This is a genomic window from Microbispora sp. KK1-11, assembly GCF_006874435.1.
GTDB lineage: Bacteria > Actinomycetota > Actinomycetes > Streptosporangiales > Streptosporangiaceae > Microbispora > Microbispora catharanthi.
This window is the reverse complement of record NZ_VIRJ01000039.1, coordinates 16,977-30,612: the sequence shown is the minus strand read 5'-3', so window position 1 is coordinate 30,612 and position 13,636 is coordinate 16,977. Positions and strand designations below refer to the sequence as shown.

Here is a 13,636-nt window from a genome sequence, read left to right as displayed (position 1 = left end):
ACAGGCGCCGACCGTCTCAGCCGGCGGCCCGGGCCGCGTTGTAGACCTGGAACAGTTCTCCGTCGAAGTACGGCGACAGGCCGGTCGCCGGGCCGGAGAGGCCGATCGTCAGGCCGTTCAGGTATCCCAGGCCGCGTACGCCGCGGTAGGCGGCCAGCCACGGCGACCCGGAGGCGGCGGTGAAGGCCGAGCGCACGGCGACCAGTTCGTTCGCCCTCCTGGACAGGTCCTGGGCCAGGAAGGGCCTGCCGTACGCGCGGGTGAGCCGGGTGCGCCCGCTCGCGGGGCCCTCGGCGGTCCGCATCGGGTAGCCGAAGATGGCGAGCGGCCGGTCGACCGGCAGGTTGTAGGCGAGGCCCTGCCCGCCGACCTTGTCGCCGAGACGCCCCGCGGGCAGCAGCCTGACGCCGGTGTAGCCGGTGGCGGTGCGGTACTTCGGCCCGGCGGAGAACGCCGCGTACTGCGCCGCGTCCCGCAGCGTGACGCGCCTGGGCAGCACGCCGGCGTGGACGCTGACGAACGCGTAGTCGCGGTCCAGGTCGCCATACCTGGTGAAGTCGCTGTGGGCGAAGGCCCGGTCGCCGACGTAGACGCCCCACGGCGTGCCTCCGCCGGCGAACCCCGGAATGAAGATCCAGTAGCGGTAGGGCGTCGCGGCGGACTCCTCTGTGGCCTCTGCCGCGGGCCTCGTGGCGTACACACAGTGCCCGGCGGTCGCCACGAGATTGCGGTGATCGGACTGTACGGACGTGCCGGCGCACCAGTGGGGGCGGCCGTCCGAGCCGACGAAGAAGACCTTGCCCGTCGTCCTCGGCAGGTTGACGTTCCTCGACGGACCGGCGGCCCGTTTGACCCCGGCGGAGGCCGGCACCACGCCCCGCACGCCGCCGGGAGCGGTGTCGCCGGCCGTGACCCGAGTGGCGTCGATCCCGGCCGGCGCGGAAACCGGGGTGGCGCCCGCGAGCGGGCGTCCGCCGTCCCTGAGCCAGTAGGTGATCACCGCCGCCGCCTTCGCGCTGGAGACGAGGGGCGTCGTCACGGTGATCTCGTAGGCGTGAGCGGGCACCGCCGTCCCGCTGACGAGCAACGCGGCCGTCGCCGCCGCACCCCACAGCGGGGGGAGGAGGATGCGCTTCAACCGGATCTCCTTGCTGTGGAGCGTCTCCCGCGCCCCACGCGTGAATGGGCTGCGAGGAACATACAGCGACGGGGATCAAGTCGGGAAAACAACGCGGACGGAGCGTGGTTCTCCCCGGAACGCCGAAGTGCCCCGCCGCGGTGCGGCGGGGCACTTCCTGGGGGGGTGCTCAGGCCTGTGTGGTGAGACTCGGGGCCTCCTGGGCGAAGGTGATGACGATGTCCCGGCCGTTGGCGTAGCTGACCACCGGCCGCCGCAGCGTCTCACCCACCCTGCGGGCGACGGTCTGCCACAGATCCACCATTTCCGGGCTGTCGGCGGTGATCCTGAACCGCCCCTGCGTGACGAGGTGTTCGGCCACGAGCTGCGAGAAGGCGATCTCGCTACGCGCCCTTTCCTCCGCGTTCAGGGGGGTGCGCCGGAAGGCGGGCCGCGTACCGGAAGGGTGGGTCATCGCTGGTCTCCTCGTGATCGCCGGTCCACTCAGCATGCCACTCGCGGACCGGCGCCGAGGCGTCCGCGACTCAGGCGATGGACCCGGACCAGTTGTTGGCGGCGGCCTTGTAGACGCCGTAGGTCTCGCCGTCGAAGTACGGGGAGACGCTGGTGTCGATCCGCTGGTTGCCGTCGGTGTCGGAGACGCCGCTGGTGACGCCGTTGAGGTAGCCGAGCCGCTTGGCGCTGCTGTACTTCAGCAGCCACGACGAGCCCGAGGAGCCCTCACCGGTGAAGGACGACTTGACGCCCACGAGCTCCTCGCCCTTGACCGCGGGAGCCTTGGCGGCGAAGGTCTTGCCGTACGACCACTTGAGGGTCTGGCCGGTGAAGGCGTGGTTGCCGTCCGGGTGCGACCCGCTCGGGTAGCCGAACACGTAGACCGAGCTGCCGACCTTCTGGTTGTAGGCCAGGCCCTGCGCGCCGACGTTGCTCTCGAGCCGGCCGGCGTCGGTGAACTTGACGACGTAGTACTTGCCGCCCTTGCTCCTGCGCAGGAAGCGGTCGTAGCCGGCGTAGGTCTTCCTGTCGACCTGCTTCCAGCTCCACTCGGCGACGTTGCGCAGGTCGCCGCCGCGCCCCGCCTTGATGCCGTTGTAGACGGTCACGAAGGCGTAGTCGCGGTCGCCGTCCTCGTAGACGTCGAAGTCGTAGTGGGTGTAGGCCGTCTTGCCGACGTAGATGCCCCACGGCGCCTTGCCCTGGTAGTAGCCGGGGATGAAGACCCAGCGGTCCATGGTGGCCCGGTTCGTCTTGGTGTCGTAGACGCAGTGCCCGGCCGTGGCGACCAGGTTGCCGTACTTCGAGTGGACGGAGGTCGCGCTGCACCAGTGCGGCCTGCCGTCGCCGCCGCGGAAGAAGACCTTGCCGGTCGTGCGCGGCAGGTTCACGTTCTTCAGGCTGCCGGCGGACTTCCCGCCGCCGGTGGCGGAGACGGTGCCGGGCTTGCTGTCGGCGGACGGCCCGCCGGTCGAGATGTGCTTGGCGCTGACCTGGCTCTCGTACCCGTACGGGGTGGCGTGGACCAGGTTCGAGGCCTTCTCGTTGAGCCAGTAGGCGATGACGTTCTTCGCGGCGAGGCCGCTGCCGGCCAGGGTGTCGTGCGCCGTGTCACCGGCGGCCTGAGCCGGGACCGCCATCGTGGCCCCGACGAGGCCGGCGACGGCCACGCCCCCGATGGGGAGGATCAGGCGCTTGACTCGCGTGTTCATGAATCTCCAGGTGCTGTCGTGGCACGCCACATGCGTCCCACCCGTCAGTAAAGGGCTAGTAAAGACAGTACCTCTCGCTTTTATCCGTGTTTTACGTGCTTTCAGGCCCGTCGCTCGCGTGACTTTTCCGTGATCCTCAACACCCCCTGTCAAGACCGGGGGCGCGCTTGGCGATCAGTGCAGGTCCACTCGGACGCCTTCCGTGTCAAATCGAGCACCCGGCGCAGCCGGAGAGAGGGCGGCGGTGTGATGGATATCACATTCGGAGAGGTTTGGCGCCCAGGAGAGGTCAGTCCGTGCCCTGCTTGCTCGCCTGGGTGTACACCCGCTGGGTCAACTGGTTGAAGTAGGGCGTGGAGACGGCGTCGAGACGTCCGCCGCCGCTGAGGTTCCAGGTCAGGCTGGTGATCCCGGTGAGGTAGCCGGTCCGCGTGGTGGCGTTGTAACCGATCACCCACGGGCCGCCGCTCGCGCCGGCGGTGAACGGGCAGCCCGGCAGCCGCACCCCGTGTTCGAGCTGCCAGGTCGGCGCGCTGACGAACTTCTTCTCGGTGGTGCCGTCGCAGGACTTCACCGTCTGGCCCGTGTACGGGCGGCTGCCGTCGGGGTTGGCCCCCGCGGGATAGCCGAAGACGTACGTCGGTCGTCCGAGCGGCTTGCCGGAGGCGAAGTGGAAGGCGCCGACCTTGTCCTCCAGCCGGCCCACGTCGACGGACCGGTACTTGAGCCTTCCGTTCTCCACGTACGGCTGCCAGGAGAAGCCCCGGTGCACGGTCACGAAGGCGTAGTCGCGGTCGAAGTCGCCCTGGCCGGCGAAGTCCTCCTGCATGTAGAGCGTGTGGCCGACGAAGATGCCCGAAGGGGCGACGCCGTCGTGGTAGCCGGGGATGAAGACCCAGTTCTGCACCGGCTTGTCCTGCGACAGCGCGTACGCGCAGTGCCCGGCGGTGGCGACGAGGTTGCGGTGGGCGGAGTGCACCGCGGAGGCGGAGCACCAGAACTCCTTGTCGCCGACTTTGAAGAACACCTTGCCCACCATCGGCGGGGAGGCCACGGGGGGAGGCGTCGCGGCGCGCGGGGCCCCCGTGCGCGTCTTCGCGTCACCCGGGCCCACCTCCGCCGCGGAGGTCGTGCTCTTGGTCGAGGGCGACGGCTTCGTGCTCGGGACGTAGCTGCTCGCCTGCTTGAGCCGCTCCGGGCTCCAGTAGGCCGCCACCCGCTGCTCGTCCGCCTGGCTGGGCGCGAGGGGGAAGGCGCTGACGCCGTTCTTGTTGACGCCGGTCACGGCGGAGACCGGCGTCGTGGCCACCCGGGACGCGGCGGTCGCGGGAACGGCCGGTCCCTGACTCCACACCACGGCGACCACACTCGCGGCGGCGACGAGGCCACCGGCGGCGAGTGTGAGCTTCCTGGTCACCGTGAGCCTCTCGGGGCGGAGATATGGACTGTAAGGGGTGATTTTTCCAGATCCATACGGTTGTGGCACACCTTCTTGTCCAGCTCGTTATGAATCGAGCGGAACCGATGTGATCTGTGGTACGCCACGTTTCCGGTGAGGTCCGGAGTGGACGCTTGCCCTGGAGGTCTCCCGTGAGAACGCTGGTCACCAGCGGAAACGGGGGGATCGCATGAAACCGCTGCTTGTCCTACTGGCCGGTGCGGCGCTGGCCGCCGGCCCCTCTGCCCAGGCCTGGGCCCAGCCGGGCGCCTCCGGTGCCGGCGGGACGGCCGCCCCGGCGCGGGCGGACACCTTGCCGGCTCCGCCGCCGCCCGAGGTCGCCCTGCGGGCGTCCCGGCCGCCGGCTTCCCGGGTGCGGGCGGTGATCCTGACCGTCGCGGACGGCGAGCAGGCGGAGCCGCCGGCGCGGTCGGTGTTCCTGAACTGCGCTCCGGTGGGCGGTTCGCACCCTTCGGCGGAGAAGGCGTGCGCGTGGCTGAACAGGACGGGTCTCGACCCGGGCGCTCTGCGGGTGAACGCGGCCGAGCCCTGCACGATGATCTACGCACCTGTCACGGTCACCGCCAGCGGCATCTGGGACGGGAAGTACTTCCAGTTCCGGCGCACCTTCGGCAACGACTGCGAGATGCGGTCGGCCGCCGGGGCGCTGTTCGACTTCTGACACAGACAGTCGAGCGTACGCGGCGTACAGGGAACGTAAAGGTGAATCGGGGAGCCGTAACACGAGGGGGCCCGGCGGGACGTCCCGCCGGGCCCCCTGCCTGACCGGACGGCTGTGCGGTCAGACGTCCGCGGTCACTGTGTCCACCGGTTGGCGGCCGCCTTGTAGACGTCGTAGGTCTCGCCGTCGAAGTACGGCGAGGAGATCCGGTCGTACCGGTCGTTGCCGTCGGTGTCCCACGCCACGCTGCTGATGCCGTTCAGGTAGCCCATGCGGGTCGCGCTCTTGTAGCCCGTCAGCCAGGGGCCGCCGCTGGCGCCGGAGGTCATGCCGCACGCGAGCCCGAGGTGCTCCTGGATGTCGTACTTCGGCACGGCCGGCATCGGAGCCGACCGGCCGTAGCACCACTTCATCGTCCGCCCGGTGTAGGGACGGTCGCCGTCGGGATGCGGCCCGGCGGGATAGCCGAACGCGAACACCTTGACCTTGGTGCTGCGGTTCCAGGTGAAGCCCTGGCCGCCCACGTTGTCGCCGAGGCGGCCGGCCGGGGTGCGCACGTAGCGGGTGACGTCGCCGTCCTTTCTCTGGGTGAGTTTGAAGCCCGACGACACGTTCACGAACGCGTAGTCGTAGTCGTAGTCCTCTCTGACCACGAAGTCGTCGTGCGTCTGGAACCACTTCGCCGGATAGACGCCGTACGGCGCCTTTCCTTCCCATGCCTGGTCCCCGTCCCAGTACGACGGGATGAACACCCAGTTGTCGTAGAACTGGTTGGTCACCGGGTCGTAGACGCAGTGCCCGGCCGTCGCGACCACGTTGCGGTAACGGCCTTGTACGGAGGTGCCGGAGCAGTACTTCCAGCTCCTGGGGTCCAGGGGGTTCCTGCCCGGCAGGGTGAAGAACACCCGGCCGACCGTGGGGGGCAGGTTGACCTGCTTGCTGATCTTCTTGGAACCGCCGGCCCCGCTCGTGCCGGCGCCGATCGGCGGGACGGTGCCCGCCTTGCCGTCCGCGGTGGCGTCGCCGGCCCTGCCGAAGCCTTTGACGGAGTCGCCGAGTTCCTCGGTGTAGCCCGTGGCCGCCCGCAACCGCTGCGGCGACCAGAAGGCGGCTGCCTCCTCGGGTGTCTGGGGCGCGGCCTTGGCGGTCACGTCGCCCGGGGCGGCCTGCGCCGCCGCGACGGCCGCGGCTGTGCCGGTCGCGGCCGAGGAGGCCGTGGGGATGGCGCCGGCCACGCCGGCCGCGAGGAGCGCGCCGGTGAGGGGAACGGCCAGACGCCGTGCTCGGGGGATCATGGAGCTCCTTTCCCTGGGACGGTGAGGGTGCGTCCCATTCCTCAGGAAAACGCTCCGAGATTAATGACCGGATCTTGCGGATTGCTTCGGATATAACCAGAACAATCGGCACTTTGCCCTATCTGTTATCCATAGCGGTTGGTTATGAGTGGCGTAGCCCCAGGTGGTGACGCTTCTCCTGCGAGTCGTCGCGTCTCGGCGTCAATGGGTTTACGGTCATTCTTGACCGGTCTTGTTTGATTTTCATCGCTCTGTTCCCAGTGGTAACCCCGAGTACCAAAAGACGCCTGCGGCGAGCCGTACGGGGGGCGTCCGGGTCCGGCGCGACGGCCGGAGTAATGTTCTGGCATGTTCGCCGTCACCGCCACACAGACCGATCCGGACGACCCGATCAAGGGCCTGACGCTCGGGGAGCACCCCGAGCCCGCCGTACCGGAGGGATGGACGACCGTCACGGTCCGGGCCGCCGCGCTCAACCACCACGACCTGTGGACCCTCAAGGGCGTGGGGATCAGCCAGGAGCGGCTGCCGATCGTGCTCGGCTGCGACGCGGCGGGGGTGGACGAGGACGGCAACGAGGTCATCGTCCACTCCGTCATCGGCACGCCGGTCGACGGGGACGAGACCCTCGACCCGGCGCGTTCGCTGCTGTCGGAGAAGTACGACGGGACGTTCGCCGAGAAGGTCGCGGTGCCGCGCCGCAACCTGGTGCCCAAGCCTGCGGCGATCTCCTTCGAGGAGGCCGCCTGCCTGCCCACGGCCTGGCTGACGGCCTACCGGATGATCTTCGACAAGGCCGGGCTCGAGCCGGGCTCGACCATCCTCGTCCAGGGCGCCGGTGGCGGCGTGGCGACCGCGCTGATCGCGCTCGGCCGGGCCGGCGGCTTCCGCGTCTGGGCGACCAGCCGCTCACAGGACAAGCGGGAACGGGCCCTCGCGCTCGGCGCCGACCAGGTCTTCGAGACGGGCGCGCGGCTGCCCGAGCGGGTGGACGCCGTCATGGAGACGGTCGGCGAGGCCACCTGGAAGCACTCGCTCAGCTCCCTGCGCCCGGGTGGCCGTATCGTCACCTGCGGCGCGACGAGCGGCATGGTCGCCGCGACGCAGCTCGCGCAGGTCTACTTCCTGCAGAAGTCGATCATCGGATCCACGATGGGGACGCGTGAGCAGCTCGCGCGGCTCGCGGTGTTCCTCGAGCAGACGGGTGTCCGGCCGGCGATCGACCGGGTGCTGCCCCTGGACGAGGCGGAGGAGGGCTTCGCGGCCATGCACCGCGGCGAGGTCTTCGGCAAGGTGGTCTTCACGCTCTGACGGGCGCTCGCGCGGCGCGGGCGGCGTTCTCGTCGCCGCCCTCCCGGCGCCGGTCGTCTTCCGCTCGCCGGCCGCGCCGGAGGGCCGGGTCGTCGTGGACGTTTCGTTCGTCGCCCGGCCCACGTCCGTCCGCCGAGGTGGGTCGGCCTGACCGGCGCGGCGGAGCGCCGTGAGGCGGGGCGATCTTCCGGGGCCCGGGGTTCAGGGGTGCAGTGCCCGGCGGATGCGCTCGGCGGCCTCGTCGAGGGCGGCCCGGCACTCGGCCAGGGCCCGTTCGTCGGGCACGCCCGCGGCGGAGGACCGGTGGACATCGGCGACGAAGTCGGCCAGCATCCGGCTGAGCGCGACGTCGTGGCCGCCCTGCCGGCCGCCGCCGAACCCCCAGGACTCCTCCCAGATCCGGCGCCACTCGTGCTGCCAGCGCTCGCTCTCCTCCTGCCACTGGCGCTTGTGGCGGCGCCATTCCTCCTTCTGCCTGCGCCACTCCTCCCGTGCGTGGTCGCGCTGCCGCCGCCACTCCTCCTTCTGCTCACGCCGCAGGTCACGGTTGTCGTGGCCCATGTCCCTGGCCATCTGGGTGAGCTCCTCGCGCAGGGAACGCACGGTCTGCCGCACGTCCTCCTTCACCTCGCGCGCGATGTCCTGGACCGAGGCCGTGATCTCCTGCTCCAGGTCGGCCAGCTCGTCCATCCGGTCGTTCAGCTCGGCCCGCCCCTTGTCGGTCAGCGTGAAGACCTTCTTGCCGTCCACGACCTCGTGGGTGACCAGGCCCTCGTCCTCCAGCCGGGCCAGCCGGGGGTAGATCGTGCCGGGGGAGGGTGAGTAGACGCCGAGGAAACGGTCCTGCAGGAGCCGGATGATCTCGTAGCCGTGCCGCGGACTCTCCTCCAGCAGCTTCAGCAGGTACAGCCGCAGCCGGCCGTGCCCGAAAACCGGACTCATGCTCTCTCCTCGCCTTCCGCACGGAGCTCGCTCATGCTCTCTCCTCTTCTCGCCTGCCGGCGGGCTGGCCGCTGAGCAGGGTGACGGCGCCGGACACCGTGGTCGCCGAGAGGGACGCCATGCCGCCGCCCAGCCGGCCGCTGAGCGAACGGGCCCCCGGGACCGAGGTGACGTACAACTCGGGGAAGGCCGACTCGATCCTGCCTGAGGTCGAGTGGACGGACACGTCGGTGTCCACGTCGTGCGGGAGCCGTACGACGATCGCGCCCGACATGCTGTGCAGCGTGACGTGACCGGTGGGCTCCAGTTCGAGGTCGGCGGTGACGCGGCCGGACACCGTGTTCGCGCGCAGCCGCCGCGGCCGGCCCGCGGCCACGGTGAGCTCGCCGGAGACGCTGGAGAAGGACAGGTCGCCGGCCAGTCCACGGCTCTCCACCGAGCCCGAGACCGTCTCGGCCTGCACCTCGCCGCTGACGCCGTCGAGGACGATCTCCCCCGACACGCCCTTCACGCCGGTGATCCCCTCCATGCCCGCCACGACGGCGGAGGCGGAGACGACCCCGGCCTGCACGGGGCACGTCTTCGGCACGGTCAGCGTCAGCGTGGTCCTGCGCGGGCCCGGGCGTAACCATCCCAGGAGCCCGTCCCACGTCAGATCCTTGTACGCGACGGTCAGGCGGCCGTCGTCGTCGTGGGTCACCACCAGCGGCGAGCCGTCCACCTCCGTCACTTCGAGGGTCGGCGGGCCGTCACTGGCCAGTACGGCCAGCCGGCCGGCCACGACGCGCACGTTGAGCGCGGTGACCTCTCCGAACGTGAGCCGTCCGGGGGAGTCGATCGTCCATTGGGGCATCGCTCAGGCCCTTCCACGCGAAGTCCTGCGCCCGCGCGGGTCGGCATCCGCGCGGACGAACCGTCCACAAACAAGATATATCTCGTTCGCGCGAAGTCAAGATGTATCGCGTTTTCTGTGCCCACCCCGGGGGCTGAGTCCCGCCCTGAGCCGTCCTCCTCGGGCGCCCTCGTCGGGCGCCCTCGTCAGTCGTCCTCGTCAAGGCGCGCGAGCCAGGTGGCCAGCCGCTCGACGGGCACCTCGAACTCGGGGTTGAGGTCCACGAACTCGCGCAGCCGCTCCGCGAGCCAGCCCACGCTGACCTCCTCCTCGCCACGGCGCTCGACGAGCTCCTCGATCCCCCTGTCGGTGAAGTACATACCTCGCTCCAGTGAATGTCCTGATCATGGAGAGAGGTCCCCCACGGGCGTGGGGGACCTCCTCAGCGGTGCGGAATCCTCGTTCAGTCGAAGATCTCGCTCAGGATGCCGTGCAGTTCCTCGTCGTGCTTGGCGTGCGAGCCGACGGCCGGCGAGGAGTTCGGCGTACGCGAGACCCGGCGGAAGGTGCGGCCCCCGAGCAGGTCGGGCTTCTCCACCATCTTCAGGCTGAGGTAGGGCCACGGGCCCATGTTGACGGGCTCGTCCTGCGCCCAGAGCAGCTCCGCGTCCGCGCCGTAGCGGGCCAGCTCGGCCTTGAGCGGGTTCTCCGGGAACGGGTAGAGGCGCTCCAGGCGCACCAGCGCCACGTCCTTCCTGCCGTCCTTCTCGCGCCGGGCGAGCAGGTCGTAGTAGATCCTGCCCGAGCAGACCACGATCTTGCGGACCGCCGACGGGTCCACCGTCGGGTCGCCGATGACCGGGCGGAAGGCGCCGGAGGTGAACTCCGAGGTGGCCGAGGCCGCCGCCTTGAGCCGCAGCAGCGACTTGGGCGTGAAGACGATGAGGGGCTTGCGCCGATCCGACAGCACCTGCCAGCGCAGCAGGTGGAAGTAGTTCGCCGGGGTGCTCGGCTGCGCCACCGTCATGTTGTCCTGCGCGCACAGCTGCAGGTAGCGCTCGATGCGGGCGGAGGAGTGGTCAGGGCCCTGGCCCTCGTAGCCGTGCGGCAGCAGCAGCACGACCGAGGAGCGCTGACCCCACTTCTGCTCGCCGGACGAGATGAACTCGTCGATGATCGACTGGGCGCCGTTGGCGAAGTCGCCGAACTGCGCCTCCCAGGCCACCAGGGCGTCCGGGCGGACCACGCTGTAGCCGTACTCGAAGCCCATCGCGGCGAACTCGCTGAGCAGCGAGTCGTACACGTAGAACTTCGTGGTGCCGTGGTTGAACGTCTTGAGCGGGGTGTGCTCCTCGCCGCTGACCCGGTCGACCAGCACGGCGTGCCGCTGGCCGAAGGTGCCGCGGCGGGAGTCCTGACCGACCAGGCGGACCGGGTGGTCGTCGATGAGGAGCGAGCCGAACGCGAGCAGCTCACCGGTCGCCCAGTCGATCGCGTCCTCGGAGATCATCGCGCCGCGGCGCTGGATCACCGGGGCGAGACGCGGGTGGACGGTGAAGCCCTCGGGCAGGTTGAGCTGGGTGTCGATGACCCGCTTGACGACCTCCTCCGAGATCGCCGTCTTGGTGTCCTCGTGCGACCACGGGATCTGCTCGTCGGGCTCGGGAACCACGACCGCGCCGGGTTCCAGTGGCTTCTTGGCCGCCTCGCGGGTCTCGGTGAAGGCCCGCTCCAGCTGCTCCTGGTAGTCGCGCAGGGCCTGCTCGGCCTCCTCGACCGTGATGTCCCCGCGGCCGATGAGGGCCTCGGTGTACAGCTTGCGGGTCGAGCGCTTGGCGTCGATGAGGTCGTACATCAGCGGCTGGGTGAAGGCCGGGTTGTCGCCCTCGTTGTGACCGCGCCGCCGGTAGCAGATCATGTCGATGACGACGTCCTTGCGGAACGTCTGACGGTACTCGTAGGCGAGCCGGCCGACGCGGACGACCGCCTCGGGGTCGTCGCCGTTCACGTGGAAGATCGGCGCCTGGATCATGCGCGCGACGTCGGTGGCGTACACGCTCGACCGCGAGGAGGCGGGCGAGGTGGTGAAGCCGACCTGGTTGTTCACGACGATGTGCACGGTGCCGCCGGTGCGGTAGCCGCGCAGCTGGGACAGGTGCAGGGTCTCGGCGACCACGCCCTGGCCGGCGAACGCCGCGTCGCCGTGGACGAGCACGGGCAGGACGGTGAAGCCCTCCTCGCCGCGCTCCAGCAGGTCCTGCTTGGCGCGGACCACGCCCTCCAGGACGGGGTCGACGGCCTCCAGGTGCGAGGGGTTCGCGACCACGGACGTGCTGATCTTGTTGCCGCACGGGGCCACGAAGTCGCCGCTCGCGCCGAGGTGGTACTTCACGTCGCCGGAGCCGTGCGCGCTGCGGGGGTCGATGTTGCCCTCGAACTCGCCGAAGACCTGGGCGTACGACTTGCCCACGATGTTGGCGAGCACGTTGAGCCGGCCGCGGTGGGCCATGCCGATGACGACCTCGTCGAGGTTCTCCTCGGCCGCCGAGCTGATCACCGAGTCGAGCAGCGGGATCAGCGACTCGCCGCCCTCGAGCGAGAACCGCTTCTGGCCGACGTACTTGGTCTGCAGGAACGTCTCGAACGCCTCGGCCGTGTTGAGCCGGCGCAGGATGTTCAGCTGCTCCTCGCGATCGGGCTTGGCGTGCGGCCGCTCCACCCGCGCCTGGATCCAGGCCCGCTCCTCGGGGTTCTGGATGTGCATGTACTCGATGCCGACCGTGCGGACGTACGAGTCGCGCAGCACGCCGAGGATGTCGCGCAGCTTCATCAGCGGCTTGCCGCCGAAGCCGCCCGTCGGGAACTCGCGCTCCAGGTCCCACAGCGTCAGGCCGTGCGACTGGATGTCGAGGTCGGGGTGCTTGCGCTGGCGGTACTCCAGCGGGTCGGTGTCGGCCATGAGGTGGCCGCGGACCCGGTAGGCGTGGATGAGCTCCAGCACGCGCGCCGACTTGGCCACGTCGTCGTCGTGGGTGGCCGAGATGTCCTTGACCCAGCGGACCGGCTCGTACGGGATGCGCAGCGCCTGGAAGATCTCGTCGTAGAAGTCGTCGGCGCCGAGCAGGAGCTGGTGGATGCGGCGCAGGAAGTCGCCCGACTGGGCGCCCTGGATGATCCGGTGGTCGTAGGTGGAGGTGAGCGTCATCACCTTGCTGATGGCCAGGCGGGACAGCGTCTCCTCCGAGGCGCCCTGGTATTCCGCCGGGTACTCCATCGCGCCGACGCCGATGATCGTGCCCTGGCCGGGCATCAGCCGCGGCACCGAGTGGACCGTGCCGATCGTGCCGGGGTTCGTCAGGGAGATCGTCGTGTTCTGGAAGTCCTCCACGCCGAGCTTGCCCGCCCGGGCCTTGCGCACGATCTCCTCGTACGCGGTCCAGAACTGGCGGAAGTCCATGGTCTCGGCCTGCTTGATCGAGGGCACCAGCAGCTGGCGGGTGCCGTCGCTCTTCTGCACGTCGATGGCGAGGCCGAGCCCGACGTGCTCCGGCTTGACGAGGACCGGCTTGCCGTCCACCTCGCCGTACGAGTAGTTCATCTCAGGCATCGACTTGAGTGCCTGGACGATCGCGTAGCCGATGAGGTGGGTGAAGGAGATCTTGCCGCCGCGGCCGCGGGACAGGTGGTTGTTGATGACGATGCGGTTGTCGATCAGCAGCTTCGCGGGGACCGCGCGGACGCTCGTGGCCGTGGGAACGACGAGCGAGGCCTCCATGTTGGCGGCGGTGCGCGCGGCGGCGCCGCGCAGCTTCTCCTCGACCGCGCCGGCCGGGGCCGGGGCCTGCTGCTTGGCGGGCGCCTTGGCCTCGGGCTTCGCCTGCGGCCTGGGCTGCGGGGGCGCCGTCTGCGGGGCCGGGCTCACCGGAGCGGGAGCCTCTGGCGCGGCCGTCGCGGTCGCGCCGTTCGCGGCGCCTGCGGACTTGGACGGAGCGGGCTTGGCCGTCCCGTTGTAGTCAGCGAAGAAGTGCCACCAGGCCTGGTCAACAGACTCGGGATCTTCGAGATACTTTTGGTACAACTCGTCGACAAGCCACTCATTTTGTCCAAAGCTTGCCAGCGGGTTTGTCCGCGACGACTCAGACGACACGGCGGAAATCGCCCTCTTCCGCAGATCGGCGTTGATGTTTGGTGAACCTGTCCAAGGCTACTCGCCTCGCACACCGACGTGCGCCCCGGCGGGTCGCAGGTCCCGGCCCATCCTCCCAGGATCGATAAAACAGGTCACGCGCGGA

General features: G+C 69.9%; 11 protein-coding genes. 2 read left to right on the top strand and 9 right to left on the bottom strand.

Translation table 11 applies throughout. From position 1 onward, the window contains the following. Positions 1 to 16 precede the first annotated feature (16 nt). From FLW16_RS37540 to FLW16_RS37525, 4 genes are all read right to left on the bottom strand, one after another. On the bottom strand, positions 17 to 1,138 hold the full coding sequence (locus FLW16_RS37540; protein ID WP_260616019.1) for a serine protease: 1,122 nt from the start codon (positions 1,136 to 1,138) through the stop codon (positions 17 to 19). A gap of 169 nt (positions 1,139 to 1,307) precedes the next feature. After that, positions 1,308 to 1,592, bottom strand: coding sequence for a hypothetical protein (locus tag FLW16_RS37535; protein WP_142565663.1), 285 nt, complete (start codon positions 1,590 to 1,592; stop codon positions 1,308 to 1,310). A gap of 70 nt (positions 1,593 to 1,662) precedes the next feature. Continuing rightward, positions 1,663 to 2,844 (bottom strand): serine protease, encoded by a 1,182-nt coding sequence (locus FLW16_RS37530; RefSeq protein WP_142565661.1) that lies wholly within the window; start codon positions 2,842 to 2,844, stop codon positions 1,663 to 1,665. Between the two features lie 289 nt (positions 2,845 to 3,133). Then, a complete protein-coding gene (locus tag FLW16_RS37525) occupies positions 3,134 to 4,261 on the bottom strand; it encodes a serine protease (protein WP_142565660.1) in 1,128 nt (375 codons plus the stop codon). Positions 4,262 to 4,472: 211 nt separating this feature from the next. Here FLW16_RS37525 and FLW16_RS37520 point away from each other — a divergent pair, with 211 nt between their 5' ends. After that, positions 4,473 to 4,964, top strand: coding sequence for an SSI family serine proteinase inhibitor (locus FLW16_RS37520; protein WP_142565658.1), 492 nt, complete (start codon positions 4,473 to 4,475; stop codon positions 4,962 to 4,964). 134 nt (positions 4,965 to 5,098) lie between these two features. On the opposite strand, the gene FLW16_RS37515 is transcribed toward FLW16_RS37520, so the two are convergent. Then, positions 5,099 to 6,259 carry a serine protease gene (locus FLW16_RS37515; RefSeq protein WP_142565656.1) on the bottom strand — a complete coding sequence of 387 codons (1,161 nt, stop codon included), beginning with the start codon at positions 6,257 to 6,259 and terminating at the stop codon, positions 5,099 to 5,101. Between the two features lie 348 nt (positions 6,260 to 6,607). Here FLW16_RS37515 and FLW16_RS37510 point away from each other — a divergent pair, with 348 nt between their 5' ends. Continuing rightward, positions 6,608 to 7,570 (top strand): zinc-binding dehydrogenase, encoded by a 963-nt coding sequence (locus FLW16_RS37510; RefSeq protein WP_142565654.1) that lies wholly within the window; start codon positions 6,608 to 6,610, stop codon positions 7,568 to 7,570. A gap of 201 nt (positions 7,571 to 7,771) precedes the next feature. On the opposite strand, the gene FLW16_RS37505 is transcribed toward FLW16_RS37510, so the two are convergent. The 4 genes from FLW16_RS37505 to FLW16_RS37495 form a co-directional block, all read right to left on the bottom strand. Beyond that, complete coding sequence (locus FLW16_RS37505) at positions 7,772 to 8,512, bottom strand: helix-turn-helix transcriptional regulator (RefSeq protein ID WP_142565652.1); 741 nt, start codon at positions 8,510 to 8,512, stop codon at positions 7,772 to 7,774. A gap of 31 nt (positions 8,513 to 8,543) precedes the next feature. After that, positions 8,544 to 9,365 (bottom strand): DUF4097 family beta strand repeat-containing protein, encoded by an 822-nt coding sequence (locus tag FLW16_RS37500; protein ID WP_142565650.1) that lies wholly within the window; start codon positions 9,363 to 9,365, stop codon positions 8,544 to 8,546. A 185-nt stretch (positions 9,366 to 9,550) separates the two neighbouring features. Continuing rightward, complete coding sequence (locus FLW16_RS44135) at positions 9,551 to 9,724, bottom strand: DUF6104 family protein (protein ID WP_167530605.1); 174 nt, start codon at positions 9,722 to 9,724, stop codon at positions 9,551 to 9,553. Between the two features lie 83 nt (positions 9,725 to 9,807). Then, positions 9,808 to 13,491 (bottom strand): multifunctional oxoglutarate decarboxylase/oxoglutarate dehydrogenase thiamine pyrophosphate-binding subunit/dihydrolipoyllysine-residue succinyltransferase subunit, encoded by a 3,684-nt coding sequence (locus tag FLW16_RS37495; RefSeq protein ID WP_142565648.1) that lies wholly within the window; start codon positions 13,489 to 13,491, stop codon positions 9,808 to 9,810. Positions 13,492 to 13,636: the final 145 nt, after the last annotated feature.